The following is an 18,758-nucleotide window of genomic DNA, read 5'->3' on the forward strand; positions in this document are numbered from 1 at the left end:
CAGAATGAGCAGCGGGGCCCACGTTTGAGCGCGAGGTGCGGATGCGACGATGGGGGGCGTGGCAGGTATGCGAGGCAAACAAACGGTGCGGGACATGGTGCTGTCGATGGCGGTCATCGGAGCCGTCGTCGCAGTGATCTACTTCTTCCTCCCGAACGACGACACCGACCAGATGAAGGCCGTGGACTACCGGGTCGAGCTGGTGACGGCGCAACGCGCGGCGTCCTACCCGGTGCTGGCGCCGGAGGGGCTGTCGAAGGGCTGGAAGCCGACGTCGGTCCGGTACGACGGGCAGGCGGGACAGGCCTGGCACCTGGGCTTCCTCGACCCGGAGCGGGAGTACGTGGCGATCGAGCAGTCGTCCCAGCCGTACCGCAAGTACGTCCCGAAGGTCACCGAGAAGGCGGCCGACACCGGTAAGAAGCAGATGGTGAACGGCGAGCCGTGGGAGCTCTGGACGGGCTCGAAGTACGACGCCCTGGTGCGCCAGCACGAGGGCGTGACGACGGTCGTCACGGGTACGGCGCCGCTCGCCCGGCTGACGGAGATGGCCGAGTCGTTGAAGGCGGGGGCCACCCTGCCGTCGACCGCCCCGTCCGCACCGGCGCAGGGCTCCTGACCTTCCGTACCGCGCCGACGGCGTGACGTGCCACAGGGCCGCCGCATCCGACTCCCGGATGCGGCGGCCCTGTGGTGTTCGTCCGGCTCGTGCGAGCCGTCGGGTCGAGTGCGTCAGACCGAGGTGACGACGTCGTCGTACGCCAGTCGCGGCGAGCGCGGGAAGGCCGCGTCCGGGCCCGGTCGACCGATGTTGATGATCATCAGCGGGGTGTGGTCCCCGTCCAGGAACTCCTGCTGGACTCCCTTGAAGTCGAAGCCCGTCATGGGGCCGGCCGCCAGGCCGGCGGCGCGGATGCCGACGATGAAGTACGCGGCCTGGAGCGAGGCGTTCACGCTCGCGTTCTGCTCGCGGACCGGACGCTCCGAGAAGAGGTCCTTGGCCTGCGGGAAGTGCGGGAGGAGCTGGGGCAGCTCCTCGTGGAACTCGTTGTCCGCGGCGAGGACGGCGACCAGCGGCGCGGTTGCCGTCTTGGCCCGGTTGCCCTCGGACATGTGCGGGAGCAGTCGTGCGCGGGCTTCGTCGGAGCGGACCAGGACGACGCGCAGCGGCGTCTGGTTGAAGGCGGTCGGCCCGAACTTCACCAGGTCGTAGATCGCCTGGAACTGCTCGTCGGTCACCGGTTCGTCGGTGAACGTGTTCGCGGTGCGCGCCTCGCGGAAGAGGAGGTCCTGGGCGGCGGTGTCGAGAGCGAGGGACATGCTGGGGGAACCTTCCGATGGTTCGTTGGTGCGGAATCGGAGGGTCCAACCGTAACGCAATAGATTAAATTTCAACTATTGGGGAAGTGTGAGGCGCCTCATAGCCGCCCGGTGCGGGGCATGGGGCCCACGGCTCGGGCTGACGTGCAGGTCAGAGGCTGGTCGGCCCCGGTATCGGCCCGTAGTGCGCCGGCGCCCTACTCGCCCCTTCCGCCCCCCGCATCGGCCGCGAGCGCCGCGTCCAGCCGGGCCCGCGCCCCCTCCAGCCAGTGCCGGCAGACCTTCGCCAGCTCCTCGCCGCGCTCCCAGAGCGCCAGCGACTCCTCCAGCGTGGTGCCGCCGGCCTCCAGCCGGCGCACGACGTCGATCAGCTCGTCCCGCGCCTGCTCGTACCCGAGCGCGGCGCGCTCCGTGTCGTCCGCCACGGCGCCGCCCTGCGCCGTCTCGCCCGTCTCGTCCGTCTTCGCAGCCATGTGATCCTCTTCCTGGTCCTGTTCCCCGTACTCCGTGCACGCGGTCCGCCCGCGCCTCGGCCGCTCGCTACGCACCCTCGACGGCCCGCGCGGCCCCGTCCTCGGAGCCCTCGGGCGCGGACTCCACCCGTACGGCGAACTCGCCCTCCGAGACCCGTGCGCGCAGCGCATCGCCGCCCCCGACGTCCGCCGGCGAGCGCACCACGCCCCCGTCGGCGCGCTGGAGCACCGCGTACCCCCGCTCCAGGGTGGCCGCGGGCGACAGCGACACCACCCGGGCCCAGGTGTGCGACAGCTCCGAGTCGGCGCGGTCCAGCAGATGGCCCAGGACGCGCCGGCCGCGCGCCGCCAAGGCCGTCAGCTCCGCCTCCCGGTCGTCCACCATCCGCTGCGGATGCTCCATCGCAGGGCGCGTCAGGGCGTGCGCCAGCCCGCGCTCCTCGCGCTCCAGCAGCCCGCGGACCGTGCGCAGCGCGCGGTCCCGGAGCTGACGCACCCGCTCCAGCTCCTCGCCCACGTCCGGAACGACCTTCTTCGCCGCGTCCGTGGGCGTGGACGCCCGCAGGTCGGCGACCAGGTCCAGCAGCGGCGAGTCCGGCTCGTGGCCGATCGCCGACACCACGGGCGTACGGCACTCGGCGACCGTGCGCACCAACTGCTCGTCCGAGAACGGCAGCAGGTCCTCCACGCTGCCGCCGCCGCGCGCCACCACGATCACGTCCACCTCGGCGAGCGCGTCCAGCTCCTTCACGGCCTGGACGACCTGCGGCACCGCGTGCACCCCCTGCACGGCGACGTTGCGCACCTCGAAGCGGACGGCGGGCCAGCGTCGGCGCGCGACCTCCAGCACGTCCCGCTCCGCTGCCGACGCCCGGCCGCAGACCAGCCCCACCCGGTGCGGCAGGAAGGGCAGCGGCTTCTTGCGACCCGGCGCGAACAGGCCCTCGGCCGCCAGCGACCGCTTCAGCTGCTCCAGCCGCACCAGCAGCTGGCCCACGCCCACGGGCCGTATCTCCGCGGCGCGCAGCGAGAGCTGCCCCCGCGGCGCGTACCACTCCGGCTTGGCGTGCACCACGACGTGCGCCCCCTCGGACACGACGTCCGCGATCGCGTCGAAGACCTGCCGGAAGCAGGTGACGCTCACGGAGATGTCGTACGACGGATCCCGCAGGGTCATGAACACGACGCCCTGACCGGGCCGCCGCGACATCTGGGTGATCTGTCCCTCCACCCAGACCGCGCCGAGCCGGTCGATCCACCCCCCGATGAGCCGAGAGACCTCCCCGACGGGCACCGGGGCTTCCGCGGACGTGTTGAGAGCCATACGGGGGAGCGTAACGGCCGGGTGTGACAACGCGGCGCGTCGTGCAGGGACGCGCGGCGCACCGCCCCGAAAGCCCCCGCCACCACCTGCCCGACGGGCACCCGGTGCCCCTCCCGGCACCCCTCCCGACGCCTCAGCCAGCCCCGGCCCCTCCCCGCGCACCGCTCACAGCGCCCCCGGCCGCTCCCAGCGCACCGCCAGCACCACCAGCCCCACGCCCAGCCACACCACGCCCACCACCTGCGCCGACGTCGCCGCCTCCGCCATCACCGCGATCAAGATCACCGCGCCCACCACCGGCACCGCCACGTGCCGCAGCCAGTCCGGCGGCCCCGCCATGCGGCGCACCACGAACCACCCCACCACGCTGGCGTGCAGCAGCACGAACGCCGTCAGCGCGCCGATGTCCACCACCGAGACCAGCTGCTCCAGCCCCTTGGGGCGGCGCGCCGCCCACACCGCCGCGACCAGCGTCACCACCGCCGCCGCCAGCAGGGCCACCCGCGGCACGCCCGCGTTCGTACGGGCCAGCCCCCGCGGCAGCCGCCGGTCCCGGGCCATCGCGAAGAGCAACCGCCCCGCCGCGGCCTGTGCCGCCAGCGCCGCGAACGCCGCGCCGATCGCCTTGCTGACCGCGATCAGATCGTGCAGCCAGGTCCCCACGGACGAGTCCACGGCGTCGTAGAAGGCCGTCCCCTGCTTCTCGGGCGCCGCCGCCAACTCCGCCGACGACGCCGGCTCCAGCAGCGCCACCAGATAGGTCTGCGCGAAGAACAGCAACCCCGCCAGCACCAGACAGAACAGCACTGCCCGCGCCACCTGCTGGGACCCCCCGGTCACCTCCTCCGCGAACGACGCGATCGCGTCGAAGCCCAGGTACGACAGCACCGCCACCGACACCGCGGCGAACACCGCCGTCAGGGAGAAGGACAGGTCGCCCGTGATCGGCGACAGCCAGCCGCGCTGCGCCCCGTCCTGCGCCAGCACCACGATCGCCGACACCACGAACACCAGCAGCACCACGATCTCCATCACCAGCACCGCGAAGCCGACCCGGGCCGCCGGCCGCACCCCCCACAGGTTCAGCGCGGTGGTCACGACCACGGCGAGCAGCGTCCAGATCCACCGGTCGACCGCCGGCACCAGCGCCTCCATCGCGATCCCGGAGAAGAGGTACGCCACCGCCGGAATCAGCAGGTAGTCGAGCATCGCCATCCAGCCCGCGATGAAACCCGGCCCCTGACCGAGACCCTTCGAGGCGTACGTGAAGACGGAGCCCGCGCGCGGGGCGACCCGCACCATCTGCGCGTAACTCACCGCCGTGAAGGCCATCGCGACCGTTGCGACCACGTAGACGAGGGCGACCGCGCCGTGGGACTTCGCGTCCAGGGTCCCGTAGACGCCGACGGGCGCCATGGGGGCGATGAAGAGCAGACCGTAGACCACCAGGTCGCGGAAGCCGAGGGTGCGCCGCAGCTCGCCGACGCCCCCGGCCCCGTCCGCACCGCCGCCACCGTCCGTGACTCCGCCGCCCTCGTTCGACTCGGGAACACCCGCGGTCATCCGGCCCTCCGTCCGCCCGTCACCCGGTCGTCACCGTGCCCGCGGACGCCCACGGCACCCCGCGCACACCCAGACAGTCTTTCCCCAAGCGGTGATCTCCCGCCTGTTCTGCTCGGCCTTACGATGGGGTGCATGACTGCAACGCCTCCAGCCCGTCGCGTCCTGCTCGCCGCTCCCCGTGGCTACTGCGCGGGCGTGGACCGTGCCGTGATCGCCGTCGAGAAGGCCCTTGAGCAGTACGGGTCGCCGATCTACGTCCGCCACGAGATCGTCCACAACAAGTACGTCGTGCAGACCCTGGAGAAGAAAGGTGCGATCTTCGTCGACGAGACGGCGGAGGTCCCCGAAGGCTCCATCGTGATGTTCTCCGCGCACGGCGTCGCCCCCGTCGTCCACGACGAGGCCGCCCAGCGCAAGCTCGCCACGATCGACGCGACCTGCCCGCTGGTGACCAAGGTCCACAAGGAGGCCGTCCGCTTCGCCAACGAGGACTACGACATCCTCCTCATCGGCCACGAGGGCCACGAAGAGGTCATCGGCACCTCCGGCGAGGCCCCGGAGCACATCACGCTGGTCGACGGCCCGGACGACGTGGCCAAGGTCGAGGTGCGCGACGAGTCCAAGGTCGTCTGGCTCTCCCAGACCACCCTCTCCGTCGACGAGACGATGGAGACCGTCGACAAGCTCAAGGAGAAGTTCCCGCAGCTCATCTCGCCGCCCAGCGACGACATCTGCTACGCCACGCAGAACCGCCAGATCGCGGTCAAGCAGATGGGCGCGGAAGCCGACCTGGTCATCGTCGTCGGCTCGAAGAACTCCTCGAACTCCGTCCGTCTCGTCGAGGTCGCCCTCGGCGCCGGCGCGGGCGACGCCCACCTGGTCGACTTCGCCGACGAGATCGACGAGGCGTGGCTGGAGGGCGTGTCGACCATCGGCGTCACCTCCGGCGCCTCCGTCCCCGACGTCCTGGTCGAGGGCGTCCTGGAGTGGCTGACGCAGCGTGGCTTCGAGGACGTCGAGCTGGTGAAGTCCGCCGAGGAGTCCATCACCTTCTCGCTGCCGAAGGAGCTGCGCCGCGACCTGCGCGCCGAGGCGGCCGAGCTGGTGGCCAAGGCCGGTGGGCCGAGCGCGGGGTGACCCCGCGCCGCTGACGGGGTGCTCCTGACGCCGGGACCGTAACGTGGTGCCCATGAACGTCTTCGGAGTGGACATCGGTGGATCCGGCATCAAGGGCGCTCCCGTCGACCTTGACGCCGGAGATCTGGCGCAGGAGCGCCACAAGGTCCTGACCCCGCACCCGGCGACGCCCGACGCGGTCGCGGACGGCGTTGCCGAGGTGGTGCAGCACTTCGGCTGGACGGGCCCCGTCGGGATCACCTTCCCCGGCGTGGTCACGGGAGGCGTCACCCGTACCGCCGCGAACGTCGACAAGGGCTGGATCGACGTCGACGCGGCCAAGCTGCTCAGCTCCCGGCTCGACGGCAGCGCGGTCACCGTGCTCAACGACGCGGACGCGGCGGGCGTCGCCGAGATGACCTTCGGCGCGGGCCGCGGACGCGGCGGAACCGTGATGCTGCTGACCTTCGGCACGGGCATCGGCAGCGCCCTGTTCGTCGACGGCCGCCTGGTGCCGAACACCGAACTGGGCCATCTGGAGCTGCACGGCCGCGACGCCGAGACCCACGCCTCCACCAAGGCCAAGGAGGACGCCGACCTGTCCTGGCCGCACTGGGCGCGCCGGGTCCAGAAGTACCTGGCGCACGTGGAGATGCTGTTCTCGCCGGAGCTGTTCGTCATCGGCGGCGGCGTGAGCCGCAAGGCCGAGAAGTTCCTCCCGCTGATCGAGGGCGTACGGGCGGAGATCGTGCCGGCGCAGCTCCAGAACAACGCGGGGATCGTGGGCGCGGCGATGGCCTGCTCGGCCGCCGCGAAGCGCTGACGACCGTATCTAGCGCCCCCGGCCCACCGGGGGCGCCGCGGGCCGTCCACGGCGCTTGCGCCGCCCCATCTGGCGCACCTTCCGCACGCAGGTGATCAGCCCCGCGACGAGCGTGCCGCCGTACAGCCAGCCCGCGTGCACCGCCAGCGCGGTCACCACGGCCATCACCTGACCGCCGATGCCGCCCTCGCCGCCGGAGATCGGCACGACCCCGGCGGCGAACGCGATCGGCACGCTGATCGGCGCGGTGACCAGGTCGGCCTCGCGCACCCACAGCGCGGTCAGGGCGCTGACGAGGAGGAACAGCACGCCGTAGACCGCCGCGGAGCCGTCGAAGAGCAGCCAGTCCACAACGCCGAGCAGCACCATCGCGACCAGCGCGAACAGCCCCGCGCCCAGCCCGGTGAGCCGGGGGCTCGGCAGCTTGCGCAGGGCGAGCACCAGCGGCGACACCGGACGCTGTGACCGCGCGGGCCGCACCCCGTACACGACGGGACGGTCCGCGAGGGCGCTCTGCGGGGAGAGCGGACCCTGCGCGGGAGGTGTCTGGGGCCGCTGGCGGCGCTGGGGGTTACTCGTCCTTGGCTGCTCCACTTGACCAACGTAGGTTGCGACGGGGGCGGAATCCGGCTCAGGACACGCCCTTTGGACGACCTTGGCGAAGAGTTCGACTCCACCAGCCGCCTTCGGACGGCAGCGCGTGCGGACGAGGGCTCCGGGCCGGGTGCCGCAGCGCCCCGGGCCGCGGCCGTGAAACCCCCGCGCGGCCCGTAAACTGGGGGATCGGCCCGGTGCGGCCGAAGCATCCCTCGTCCATGCAGTCCCCTCCCAGCCCAGGAAGTCGCCACCGTGTCGCTCACGATCGGAATCGTCGGCCTGCCGAACGTCGGCAAGTCGACCCTGTTCAACGCCCTGACCAAGAACGACGTGCTGGCGGCCAACTACCCGTTCGCCACCATCGAGCCCAACGTCGGCGTGGTCGGCGTCCCCGACGCGCGCCTCGCCAAGCTCGCCGAGATCTTCGGCTCCGAGCGCATCCTCCCGGCGACGGTCGACTTCGTGGACATCGCGGGCATCGTCCGCGGCGCCAGCGAGGGCGAGGGCCTGGGCAACAAGTTCCTGGCGAACATCCGTGAGTCCGACGCGATCTGCCAGGTCATCCGGGCCTTCAAGGACGAGAACGTCGTCCACGTCGACGGCAAGGTCTCCCCGAAGGACGACATCGAGACGATCAACACCGAGCTGATCCTCGCCGACCTCCAGTCCGTCGAGAAGGCCGTCCCCCGCCTGACGAAGGAGGCCCGCCTCCAGAAGGAGAAGGTCGCCGTCCTCGCCGCGGTCGAGTCCGCCCAGAAGATCCTGGAGTCCGGCGAGACCCTCTTCTCCGCCGGCATCACCAAGGGCACCGAGCAGGGCGACCTGCTCCACGAGCTGCACCTGCTGACCACGAAGCCCTTCCTCTATGTCTTCAACGTCGACGAGGACGAGCTCGTCGACGAGGACTTCAAGAACGAGCAGCGCGCCCTGGTCGCCCCCGCCGAGGCGATCTTCCTCAACGCCAAGATCGAGTCCGAACTGATCGAACTCGACGACGACGAGGCCCTGGAACTCCTCCAGTCCATGGGCCAGGAAGAGCCCGGCCTCGCCACCCTCGGCCGCGTCGGCTTCGCCACCCTCGGCCTCCAGACCTACCTCACGGCCGGCCCCAAGGAATCCCGCGCCTGGACCATCAAGCAGGGCGCGACGGCCCCCGAGGCGGCGGGCGTGATCCACACCGACTTCCAGAAGGGCTTCATCAAGGCGGAGGTCATCTCCTTCGCCGACCTGGTGGAGACGGGCTCGGTGGCGGAGGCGCGCGCGAAGGGGAAGGCGCGGATGGAGGGGAAGGACTACGTGATGAAGGACGGGGACGTGGTGGAGTTCCGCTTCAATGTGTAGCGGCTGAAATATCATCACGTCGCTGATCTGGCAAACATGCAGGTCAGGGTGGGTCCGACTCTTCGGGGTCGGGCCCTTGGTTTTTTCCCGTGCTGGGATGGTGCTGGGATAGCTGACCCCTCATCACCTGTCGTCATCGCTGGTCATCCGTACCGTGCTGGGATTGTGCTGGGACGTGGATGTGGTGCCGGTGCTGGGTTCTGCTCTGGTGAGTGGCTGAACCGTGGGACGGCGACTGCTGGCTCTGGCAAAGTAATCGGCACTGCTAGACGATTCTCGTGAGGAACTTGTGAGCGCGCTCGGTAGCTTCATCTGGACTATCGCTGACCAACTTCGGGGCCCCTATCGCCCCAACCAGTACGGGACAGTGGTCCTCCCGTTCACGATCCTGCGACGGCTCGACTGCGTACTTGAGCCGGACCGCGCGGTGGTACGGGAGCTGGCTGCGAAGCACGAGAACCCGAACCGGCTCAGGGTCGAGGTCAAGAAGGCCACAGGGCGGACCTTCTACAACACCTCCAACTACTCGTTCGCGAACCTGCTGGCCGACGCGGACGGGCTGGCGGATAACTTGGCCGATTACATCGACTGGTTCTCCAGCGACGTGGACGTGTTCGAGTACTTCGACTTCAAGAAGGAGATCCTGGCCCTGGAGAAGGCCGGGCTCCTGCGAGAGATCGTCAAGTCCTTCGGTAGGGTCGACCTCCACCCTGATGTGGTGTCGAACTCCGACATGGGTGACGCCTTCGAATACATCATCCGCAAGTTCAACGAGGCAGCGAACGAGACCTCCGGCGACCACTACACGCCGCGCGACGCGATCCGACTGCTGGTCGACCTGCTCTTCGCGGAGAAGGATGTCGACCTCACTGAGGACGGCATCATCCGAACTCTGTACGACCCGACCGCTGGCACCGGCGGCATGCTCTCCCTGGCAGAAGAACACCTGCTCGCCGAGAACCCCGACGCGAAGCTGAGCCTCTATGGCCAGGAGTACAACCCGCAGTCGTACGCCATCTGCAAGTCCGACCTGCTTGCCAAGGGCCACGACGCGACCAACATCGCCTTCGGTAACACGCTCACCGACGACGCCTTCGAGCGCCGCCAGTTCGACTACTGCATGTCCAACCCGCCCTATGGCGTGGACTGGAAGCAATACGCCAAGGAGGTCAAGGCGGAGCGAGACTCAGCCGGCCCTTACGGCCGCTTCGCACCGGGCCTCCCCGCGACGTCCGACGGGCAGATGCTCTTCCTGCTCCACCTCGCCCACAAGATGCGCGCACCCGAGGATGGCGGCGGCCGTGTCGGCATCGTCATGAACGGCTCTCCGCTCTTCAACGGTGCCGCTGAGTCCGGCCCGTCCAACATTCGCCGGTGGCTCCTGGAGAAGGACCTCGTCGAGGCGATCGTCGCCCTGCCGACCAACATGTTCTTCAACACCGGTATCGCCACTTACATCTGGATCCTGGACAACACCAAGCACCCCGACCGCGAGGGCAAGGTGCAACTGATCGACGGCACGTCGTTCTGGACCAAGATGCGCAAGAACCTCGGAGCCAAGGGACGCGAGATCAGCAACGCAGACCGCGCCAAGGTCCTGCGGCTGTATGACGACTTCGAGGACGCCGATCCCGAGCTCTCCAAGGTGCTGCGCAACGACGAGTTTGGCTATTGGACTGTCACCGTCGAGCGCCCCCTGCTGGATGAGAACGGGAACCCTGTCGTCAACCGTAAGGGTGACCCGAAGCCCGATTCGAAGAAGCGTGACACCGAGAACGTGCCCTTCACCTACGGCGGCTCGACCGCCGGCACGGAAGCGGAGCGCGAAGTCATCCAGGCGTACTTCGACGCGGAGGTAAAACCGCACGTTCCCGACGCCTGGATCGACTGGGCCAAGACCAAGACGGGGTACGAGATCCCCTTCACGCGGCACTTCTACAAGTACGTTCCGCCTCGTCCGCTCGCCGAGATCGACGCCGACCTGGAGAAGCAGGTCGCTAAGATCCTCGATCTGCTGCGGGAGGTTGAGGGATGACACTAGCGCAGCTTGATCTTGAGCAGGCTTGGGCCGGCAACGTCCCATCCCGCTGGCGTTGGAGTAGAAACAAAGAACTCCTGGCAGAGTCACTGTCTGTCTCGTCCGAAGGTGCAGAGGAACTTCTCAGCGTGTCGCATCTGACCGGGATCACCCCGAGGTCAGAGAAGAACGTGACGATGACCGCAGCGGAGAGCCTCGATGGCTACCGCCTTGTGGATACGGGCGATCTCGTCATCAACACGATGTGGGCGTGGATGGGGGCGCTCGGCGTCTCGAAGCAGGCCGGCATCGTGAGCCCTGCGTACGGTGTGTACAGGCCGCGTCCGAACGCAGCCTTCTGTCCTGGGTTCTACGACTACCTTTACCGATCGACCCCGTACGTGATGGAGATGACTCGTCTCTCCCGCGGCATCTGGTCGTCGCGCCTTCGGATCTATCCCGATGTCTTCCTCAGCATGGCGATCCCAGTGCCGCCGCTGGAAGAACAGCGCGCCATCGCCGACTACCTTGACCGTGAGACGGCCCGGATCGACACCCTCATCGAGGAGCAGCAGCGGCTGATTGACATGCTCCATGAGCGGCGGGCATCGGCGGTCCGAGCCGTCTTGCTGCGCGGGTTGGACAGCGATGCGCCGCTCCGCGCCTCAGGTAGCGAATTGCTCGGTTCGATTCCGTCGGCGTGGAACATGGTCCCGACGCGTCATCTCTGCACCATCACGACCGGTGACGAAGACTCGGGAAATGCCACCGAGGACGGCGCCTACCCCTTCTTTGTCCGTGGGCGCGAGGTTCTGCGATCGAATGCCTACGCGTTCGACGGCGAGGCTGTTATGACCCCGGGCGACGGGCAAGGTGGGACCGGCAAGGTCTTCCACTACTTCGACGGGAAATTCCAAGCCCACCAGCGGGTCTATGTTTTCACCGATTTCCACGGAATCGCCGGGCGGTACTTCTACTACTACCTCTCTACTTTCCTGAGGCCGATCGCACTCGCTGGCAGCAACACCGTGACGATGGAGTCGCTGCGGCGACCGCTTCTCGCCGGCTTTCCCGTGGCTGTTCCGCCTTTGGATGAGCAAGCCCGGATCCTCGGTTATCTCGACGAACAGACTGCCAAGATCGACCAGCTGATCGCCGAGACCGAGCGGTTCATTGAGCTCTCCCAGGAACGACGCGCAGCGCTCATCACGGCTGCGGTCACGGGGCAGATCGACGTACGAGAGGCTGCGTAATGGCCGACCACAACGAGGCGGCCTTCGAGAAGGAGATCTGCGAGTACCTCGAGGCCCGTGGCTGGCTGTACTCGGTGAACGACCACGACGGCGGCGAGTACGACCGTGAGCGAGCGCTGTTCCCAGAGGATCTGTTCGAGTGGCTGAAGGCGACGCAGAAGCCGGCGTACGAGAAGGCGCTGAAGGCGGCGGGCTCGCAGGCGAAGTTCCTCGACGTGCTGACTGCCGCTCTGGACAAGCCCCTTGAGCACGGTGGCGGGACGCTGAACATCCTCCGTAACGGAGTTCAGTACATCGGTGGCGGCCGGTTGAAGATGGCGCAGTTCCGCCCCGAGACCTCGCTCAACGCGACCACCACGGCGCACTACGAGGCGATGCGGGTGCGGGTGGTGCGGCAGGTGCACTTCTCGACTGCCGACCAGCGCACCATCGATCTGGTGTTCTTCATCAACGGGCTCCCGGTGGCCACGGTGGAGCTGAAGACTGACTTCACCCAGTCGCTGGACGAGGCGATCAACCAGTACAAGCGGCGCCGCAATCCTTTGACGAACGGGCGCCCGGAGCCGCTGCTGTCGTTCGGTCACCGGGCGCTGGTGCATTTCGCGGTCTCCAACAGCCTGGCGGCCATGACCACGAAACTGGAGGGGGACGAGACCCACTTCCTTCCGTTCAACATCGGCTTCGACAGCGGTGCCGCCAACCCGCCCGGTGCGGAGGGAGGGTCGGCGACGGCATATCTATGGGAACGCGTCTGGGAGAAGCACGCGTGGCTGCACATCATCGGGCGGCTGATGATCGTGCAGACCAAGGAGGAGTGGGACGTCACCACCGGCACCTCGGTTCGGCGTACGAGCATGCTCTTCCCGCGCTTCCACCAGTGGGAGGCCGTCACGAGCGTCGTCGCCGCGGTGAAGGAGGAAGGTGTCGGGCACCGGTACTTGATCGAGCACTCGGCTGGGTCAGGAAAGACGAACACCATCGCCTGGACCGCCCACGGACTGGCCCGACTGCATGACGCCGAGGACAAGAAGGTCTTCGACTCCGTCATCGTGGTCGTGGACCGTACGGTGCTCGACTCCCAGCTGCAGGATGCGATTCGGCAGATCGACGGGAACAAGAAGATTGTCGCGACGATCAGCCCCGAGGACGTCCGCAAGGCCGGCGCAAAGTCGAAGTCGGGGCTGCTGGCACAGGCGTTGAAAAACGGCGAGCTCATCATCGCGGTGACGGTGCAGACCTTCCCATATGCGCTGGAAGAGATCCGAACCGACGCCGGCCTCAAGGGCAAGCGCTTCGCCGTGATCGCTGATGAGGCGCACTCCTCCCAGTCTGGACAGATCTCCTCGAAGCTGAAGCAGGTACTGACGGCCGAGGAGATCACGGAGATCGAGGAGGGCGGCGAGGTCGATGTGGAGTCGGTGCTGGCCTCGGAGATGACCGAGCGAGCCGAATCGGAGAACATCTCCTACCTCGCCTTCACCGCGACGCCGAAGAGCAAGACCCTCGAGCTGTTCGGCCGCAAGGGCCCCGATGGCAAGCCGCGCGAGTTCCATCTGTACTCGATGAAGCAGGCGATCGAGGAGGGCTACATCCTCGACGTCCTCAAGGGCTACCAGCACTATGACACCGCGCTGAAGATCGCTGGCAAGGCCGAGAGTGGTGACGGGAGAAAGGAGGTCGAGGAGGCTACCGCCCGCAAGGGGCTGATGAAGTGGGTGCAGCTCCACCCGACGAACATCAGCCAGAAGGTACAGATCATCGTCGAGCACTTCCACGCCAACGTCGCCTACCTCCTCGAAGGCAAGGCGAAGGCGATGGTGGTCACCGGCTCGCGCAGGTCTGCGGTGAAGTACAAGCTGGCAATAGATGCGTACATCGCCAAGCGTCGCGCCGAGGACGCCTCGTACAACTACCGCACCCTCGTGGCCTTTTCGGGCGGGGTGGCGATACCCGAGGACGAGACCTGGCACAGGGACTGGGGTCCGCAGCCATCGAAGGACGACGAGTTCACCGAGGCCAATATGAACCCCGGCGCCGGGGCTGATCTGGCGGCAGCGTTCAAGGGTGACACGTACAAGGTCATGCTGGTCGCCAACAAGTTCCAGACCGGCTTCGACCAGCCCTTGCTCTCGGCGATGTACGTCGACAAGAAGCTGCCAGGGGTCACCGCGGTGCAGACGCTCTCGCGCCTCAACCGCACCCACCGCACCGCGGGCGGGGAGCAGAAGCGCAAGACGTTCGTCATCGACTTCGCCAACAAGCCCGAGGACATCAAAGCGGCCTTCGAGCCGTACTTCAAGAATGCGACCCTGGAGACCGAGACCGACCCGTACGTTGTTGTCCATCTGGCCAACAAGCTAGCCCAGGCCGGGATCTACACCGAGGACGACGTCCGCAAGGTCGCCGAATTGTGGGTGACGCGGAAGGGTAACAACGCTCTCTCGGCAGCGATCAGCCCGGCACAGCACGACTTCCGGCGCCGCTACGCGCGCGCGATCGAGGAGGAAGACCAGGTAAAGCTCCAGGAGCTCGACCTGTTCCGAAAAGACGTATCCACCTACGTACGGCTCTACGACTTCATGTCCCAGATCGTCGACTACGGCGATCCCTACATGGAGATGCTCTCGATCTTCCTGCGCCTGCTGGAGAAGGTGATCGCCGAGTCCGCCTGGGCGGCCGACGTAGACCTCTCCGACGTGGTGCTGGTCGGGGTCAAGCACACCAAGGCGGCTCCGGTCGACATCTCGCTGGTGGGCGACGGACAACTGAAGGGCATCAGCGCGGCCGGCACGGGCGCGAAGAAGGATCCCAAGTACGTCGCGCTTCAGGTCGTCATAGACAAGATGAACGACCTCTTCGGCGCCGAAACGTTCGCCGCCTCCCAGATCCGGGAGTTCGTGCAGGGCCTCGTGCAGCGGCTGCTCGCCGACCCGAACCTGGTCCAGCAGACCAAGGTGAACTCGAAGAAGCAGTTCCTGGAGTCACAGGACTTCCAAGCCGCCGTCACGGAGGCAGTCGCAGAAAACCAGGACGCCCACAACACGATGGCTGACTACTTCTTCACCGATGGGCCGGCGATCAACTCGATCATCGTTGCGCTCGCGGATGCCTTCTACGAAGCAGCGGTCGTCCCCTACGCAGTCGCCAACCGCGTGGTTGATGTTGACGTGGTTCCTCCGGCGCTTTCGGCACCGCCACGCTGCCGCGCGCATCTGACGCTCTTGGACGACAACCCCAGTGCGGGGACTCCAGTACACGTGACACTGAAGCTGATCGCTGAGCCCCAGCATCCATGGGCCCGCCCGGGTGCGCGGCCCGCGCTGGACATCGTGGCCGTGCCGTTGAGCAGCGCGGATGTCGCCCCTGCCACAATGGCGTACCACCCTGGAGATGCCGAATCCGAGCAGTTCCGCTTCACGGCCCTGGAGCCCGGTACGCACCGGATCCGGTTCACCCTGGTGCATCACGACACAGGCACCGTCTTGCAGCAGGTGGAATCCGACCTGTCCATCACGGAGCCGAAGTCCACTGGGTCGGGGAATAGACAGCTGCGGCCACGCACGGGGAGGGCCTGACCGATGCCCCGTGAATTGACCACCCGCATTGTTCAGGACCCCAGCGACGGCTTCCGCTTCCTGCCGCACCTGACGACGCAGGCTCCCGATCTCCTCGTCAGCTTCGACGTTCTCGGCGGAGGCCGGATCAGGGCGCGGATGTCAGGATCGGCCGTTCCGGCACTCCACGGCACCGAACATAAGGTTGACCTGCATGCCACGCCCGATGAGGTCCATGGGGCGGCGGCCCGGCTCCGTGCCCGATGGAAAACACAGTTCGTTGACTTCCAGCCAGTCGACGACCTGGGTCGCTCTGTACAGGGTCGACGGCGCCCGTACGCAACGTCCGCGGACCTCAGTGCCGAACCTGAGGAGGAGCTGCGCCGGATAGTGGCCGACCTGGCTCGAAGCGGGGAAACACTGCTGTTCAGCACTCTGCTGCGCGGTGACGACGAACCGACCAAGATATTCCGCAACTCCCTGCGTTCGGCCTTGTCCCAGGAGGGGCTGCGGGTACGGTTCGACTCCGAACTACATCTGCCCTGGCCGTTGCTGTGCACACCCGAAGATTCCACCGCGCCTGCAACCTTGGAGGTTCTCTTCACTCGCTTCCTCGGCCATCGGCATCAGATCGAGCACACCAGTGATGCCTACGCGTGGATCGGGCCGCCCGGAGCAGCCCACGAACGGCCCTCGGTCAGCCTGAACCACGACGTCCACGTGGGCAGTGCCACCCGTGCGGATGAAGTCGCGAAGGCACTGGCGGCCGGCACGGAGTACACCGTACGAACGACCTATGAGGACCTCGCCCGCGATCTGGAGAAGCCGGAGCTGGACGAGCAGTTGATGTACTTCTGGTGCCACGGAGACTTCGTCAGCAACCCTCCCGAACCCCCGACCCTGGTCATCAAGCTCACCGACGGAGCCCCCATCGACGGCCACACCGTACGTGAGCTACGGGCCAACTACCGGCACGGTTGCTTCCGACCGCTTGTCCTACTCAACGCCTGCCACACCGGAGTCTCCGCGGCGAGTGCGGACCGAGCGTTCCTTGGGAGCATGCTGATCGAGCACGGCGCGCAAGGCGTGCTCGGGCCGCAAATCGCGATGCCGCAGGCGTTTGCCGCCGAGTACGCGCTCGAGTTCGTCACCCGCTACCTTCGCGGGGCGGCGACCGCTGGCCAGATCACTCGTGAGTTGGCCCGGGACTTCGCCGCCCGATACCGAAATCCCTTGGGGTTCGCCTACGGTCTGCACTGCGGCATGGATGCTCGTCTGGAGCGGACAAGGGGAGGCGAGGCGTGAGCCGTGTCGGCACGGTGGAGGTTGTCGACCTGGACGCGACGGGCTGGCTGCTCGACGCTGACACGGGTGAGCCTGTGCCCGAGGCCAGGCTGCGCCATTACTTCGCGGAGCACCTCGCCCCGCCTGTCTGGGCGACGGACATACTCGTCTATGTCCACGGTTGGCAGACCTCACCCGACTCCGCCTACCGCACCGCCGAGCGACTGTTGGTTCTGATGGATGGGGTCCTGGAGACAGCTCCGGACCGGTATCCAACGCTAGCGGCCAAGGGCTTCAGCCCATGGTGTGTCGTCGTGCGCTGGCCATCCTCCAGCCTGGTCACCCCCACCGGCTACCGCAGGATCCGGGACCGGGCACACGCTATGGGTGCACGCGACGGAGGAGGCCACGCCGCCCACATCCTGGGCCGGCTCCTCGGGTATTTGGACGCCGAGCGCGCCGACCCCGAAGCAGCGCCCGTGCTCGCCAACCGAGACGGTCAGTACCTCCACCTCGTCGGGCACTCATTCGGCTGCCGCTTCCTGTGCGAGGCGGTCCAATGGTCGGCAGACGCCGACCTCGTGGACACACTCGGCTGGAGCGTGCCGGACCACTCGCCATCGCGCCCGTTTACCGCCGACAGCATGCTGCTATTCCAGATGGCCGCACGCCGGGACGCGTTCCTCTCGCTCTTTCCGAACATCCTGCCGAGCGAGGCGCATGACGGCGCTCCGCTGAGGGGGCCCATCGTCGCCACATACTCCCGTCACGACCGGGCGACGGGGTTTTGGCACTTGCGAGCCGAGCAGCAACCTGGCATCGGGCACTCCGGAATTGGTCCTGCCCCCGCACCCATGTTCACCACAACCCTGTTGCCACTCGACGACCGGTATCCGCACTCCGCGCTCGACCACCGTTTCGTCAACATCGACGCCTCCGACGTATTTGTACGAGGGCGCCACCTCAATCCGGCAGGTGCCCATTCCGATCACGTGCGCGCTGAGTCGGCACACCTGCTACTCACCCTCGCGGACTACTCACGCTGAGCAGACGGTCCACGGTCCCCATCGCCAGAGGACTGCACCGTCGGGCAACTTGTGTACGCCGCCACCGCTCATCCGCTACGTCTCGCGGAGCCGACCATGGAACCGCTCACTCAGCCTTGACCCTCCCGGGCCCTTCACAATGACCCCACGGGGTTCGTTGGGCCCAGCCGCGGGGTCGGCGAGACAGCGCGATTCAAGCTGAGTGAACGCCGAGGTCAGACATCCTTGATCTGTACGCGGTCGCCGCACAGTTTCGACCAGTCGTCGCGGTCTGAGGTCAGTACGAGGACGGGTGCCGGGGAGCGGAGCGCCATCGCGGCGACGAGGGCGTCGATGGCGTACTTGTGGCCGTGTAGGCCGCCGGCGTCGCTCAGTAGCTGCACAGCGGTGAGGCTGTCCGCCTGGGTGACGTCTTGGACCTGAAGGCGCGAGAGCAGCCAGCGCAGCCGGGCGGTATCCGTCTTCCCGTACACGGCCTCCACCACCGTCAGGGCCGACACGAGGACAGGCACGCCCACGCGTCGAGCGGCCTCGACCCGGGTGATCATCTGGCGGTCGTTGCGCAGCAGTAGCGACAGTGCCTGGGAGTCGAGCACCAGGGACCTGGCCGCGGGCTCCTTCATGCGGCGCTGTCGTTCGACGCGTAGGGCGCCGGTGCGTCACCAAACAGTTCGCTCTGGGCAGCGTGGACCTCGGCATCGCTCAGCGGCTCGTGCTCGGCTTCGTAGGCAGCCACGATTTCGGCGAGGCCGTCCATGGCGAGCTGATGCCGGACCGCCGCCGTCACGTATGCGGACACGCCGCGCTTACCGGTACGAGTGCGCAGGGCACCGAGGAGTTCGGAGGGCATCGACACGGAGACGTTCTCCGTGCCACCGGGGCGGGATGATTTCATGGCCGCAAGTCTAGTACAGAAACTATTACAGCGTCTGGACTGCTGCGCGGTCTGTATCCGGGGCGGGCGTTGATGCGTAGTCTTGGCGTTTCTGGATCTTCTTGTACTTTGCAGTGGATCCCGTGCTGGGGTGGTGCTGGGATGCGCCCACA

The 18,758-nt window shown here is 67.5% G+C and carries 16 protein-coding genes; 9 read left to right on the forward strand and 7 right to left on the reverse strand.

Going from position 1 to position 18,758, the window contains the following annotated elements; genetic code table 11:
* Positions 1-49: 49 nt before the first annotated feature.
* A complete protein-coding gene (locus AB0E05_RS10390; RefSeq protein WP_361961385.1) occupies positions 50-619 on the forward strand; it encodes a DUF4245 domain-containing protein in 570 nt (189 codons plus the stop codon).
* A gap of 113 nt (positions 620-732) precedes the next feature.
* Here AB0E05_RS10390 and AB0E05_RS10395 read toward each other — a convergent pair whose 3' ends face one another.
* From AB0E05_RS10395 to AB0E05_RS10410, 4 genes are all read right to left on the reverse strand, one after another.
* Positions 733-1,320, reverse strand: a complete 588-nt coding sequence (locus tag AB0E05_RS10395) for a malonic semialdehyde reductase (RefSeq protein ID WP_361961387.1) — start codon at positions 1,318-1,320, stop codon at positions 733-735.
* A gap of 197 nt (positions 1,321-1,517) precedes the next feature.
* Complete coding sequence (locus AB0E05_RS10400; protein ID WP_361961389.1) at positions 1,518-1,793, reverse strand: exodeoxyribonuclease VII small subunit; 276 nt, start codon at positions 1,791-1,793, stop codon at positions 1,518-1,520.
* A 67-nt stretch (positions 1,794-1,860) separates the two neighbouring features.
* Positions 1,861-3,117 carry an exodeoxyribonuclease VII large subunit gene (gene xseA / locus AB0E05_RS10405; RefSeq protein ID WP_361961391.1) on the reverse strand — a complete coding sequence of 419 codons (1,257 nt, stop codon included), beginning with the start codon at positions 3,115-3,117 and terminating at the stop codon, positions 1,861-1,863.
* A 165-nt stretch (positions 3,118-3,282) separates the two neighbouring features.
* The gene (locus tag AB0E05_RS10410; protein ID WP_361961393.1) at positions 3,283-4,680 is read right to left on the reverse strand and encodes an APC family permease; all 1,398 of its coding nucleotides are present in this window, start codon (positions 4,678-4,680) and stop codon (positions 3,283-3,285) included.
* 132 nt (positions 4,681-4,812) lie between these two features.
* On the opposite strand from AB0E05_RS10410, the gene AB0E05_RS10415 reads away from it, so the two are divergent.
* Positions 4,813-5,817 (forward strand): 4-hydroxy-3-methylbut-2-enyl diphosphate reductase, encoded by a 1,005-nt coding sequence (locus tag AB0E05_RS10415; RefSeq protein WP_361961395.1) that lies wholly within the window; start codon positions 4,813-4,815, stop codon positions 5,815-5,817.
* Positions 5,818-5,869: 52 nt separating this feature from the next.
* Positions 5,870-6,619 carry a polyphosphate--glucose phosphotransferase gene (gene ppgK / locus AB0E05_RS10420; protein WP_361961398.1) on the forward strand — a complete coding sequence of 250 codons (750 nt, stop codon included), beginning with the start codon at positions 5,870-5,872 and terminating at the stop codon, positions 6,617-6,619.
* 9 nt (positions 6,620-6,628) lie between these two features.
* Here ppgK and AB0E05_RS10425 read toward each other — a convergent pair whose 3' ends face one another.
* A complete protein-coding gene (locus AB0E05_RS10425; protein WP_361961400.1) occupies positions 6,629-7,213 on the reverse strand; it encodes a DUF6542 domain-containing protein in 585 nt (194 codons plus the stop codon).
* A 255-nt stretch (positions 7,214-7,468) separates the two neighbouring features.
* Between AB0E05_RS10425 and ychF the strand changes: the two genes are divergently transcribed.
* From ychF to AB0E05_RS10455, 6 genes are all read left to right on the forward strand, one after another.
* Entirely contained in the window at positions 7,469-8,557 is a 1,089-nt protein-coding gene (gene ychF / locus AB0E05_RS10430) for a redox-regulated ATPase YchF (RefSeq protein ID WP_361961402.1), read from the forward strand.
* Positions 8,558-8,846: 289 nt separating this feature from the next.
* Positions 8,847-10,592: a class I SAM-dependent DNA methyltransferase gene (locus AB0E05_RS10435; protein ID WP_361961405.1), complete on the forward strand. Its 1,746-nt coding sequence runs from the start codon at positions 8,847-8,849 to the stop codon at positions 10,590-10,592.
* 131 nt (positions 10,593-10,723) lie between these two features.
* Positions 10,724-11,827 carry a restriction endonuclease subunit S gene (locus AB0E05_RS10440; protein ID WP_361961407.1) on the forward strand — a complete coding sequence of 368 codons (1,104 nt, stop codon included), beginning with the start codon at positions 10,724-10,726 and terminating at the stop codon, positions 11,825-11,827.
* A complete protein-coding gene (locus AB0E05_RS10445) occupies positions 11,827-15,402 on the forward strand; it encodes a type I restriction endonuclease (RefSeq protein ID WP_361961409.1) in 3,576 nt (1,191 codons plus the stop codon). Before AB0E05_RS10440 ends, AB0E05_RS10445 begins: the two co-directional genes overlap by 1 nt.
* A gap of 3 nt (positions 15,403-15,405) precedes the next feature.
* A complete protein-coding gene (locus AB0E05_RS10450; RefSeq protein WP_361961411.1) occupies positions 15,406-16,686 on the forward strand; it encodes a CHAT domain-containing protein in 1,281 nt (426 codons plus the stop codon).
* Positions 16,683-17,711, forward strand: a complete 1,029-nt coding sequence (locus AB0E05_RS10455; protein WP_361961413.1) for a hypothetical protein — start codon at positions 16,683-16,685, stop codon at positions 17,709-17,711. Before AB0E05_RS10450 ends, AB0E05_RS10455 begins: the two co-directional genes overlap by 4 nt.
* 215 nt (positions 17,712-17,926) lie before the next feature.
* Here AB0E05_RS10455 and AB0E05_RS10460 read toward each other — a convergent pair whose 3' ends face one another.
* Both AB0E05_RS10460 and AB0E05_RS10465 read right to left on the reverse strand, forming a co-directional pair.
* The gene (locus tag AB0E05_RS10460) at positions 17,927-18,334 is read right to left on the reverse strand and encodes a PIN domain-containing protein (RefSeq protein WP_361961415.1); all 408 of its coding nucleotides are present in this window, start codon (positions 18,332-18,334) and stop codon (positions 17,927-17,929) included.
* Positions 18,331-18,606, reverse strand: coding sequence for a hypothetical protein (locus AB0E05_RS10465; RefSeq protein ID WP_093675290.1), 276 nt, complete (start codon positions 18,604-18,606; stop codon positions 18,331-18,333). Before AB0E05_RS10465 ends, AB0E05_RS10460 begins: the two co-directional genes overlap by 4 nt.
* Positions 18,607-18,758 lie beyond the last annotated feature (152 nt).

The sequence above is a fragment of the Streptomyces sp. NPDC048057 genome, from assembly GCF_040653095.1.
GTDB lineage: Bacteria > Actinomycetota > Actinomycetes > Streptomycetales > Streptomycetaceae > Streptomyces.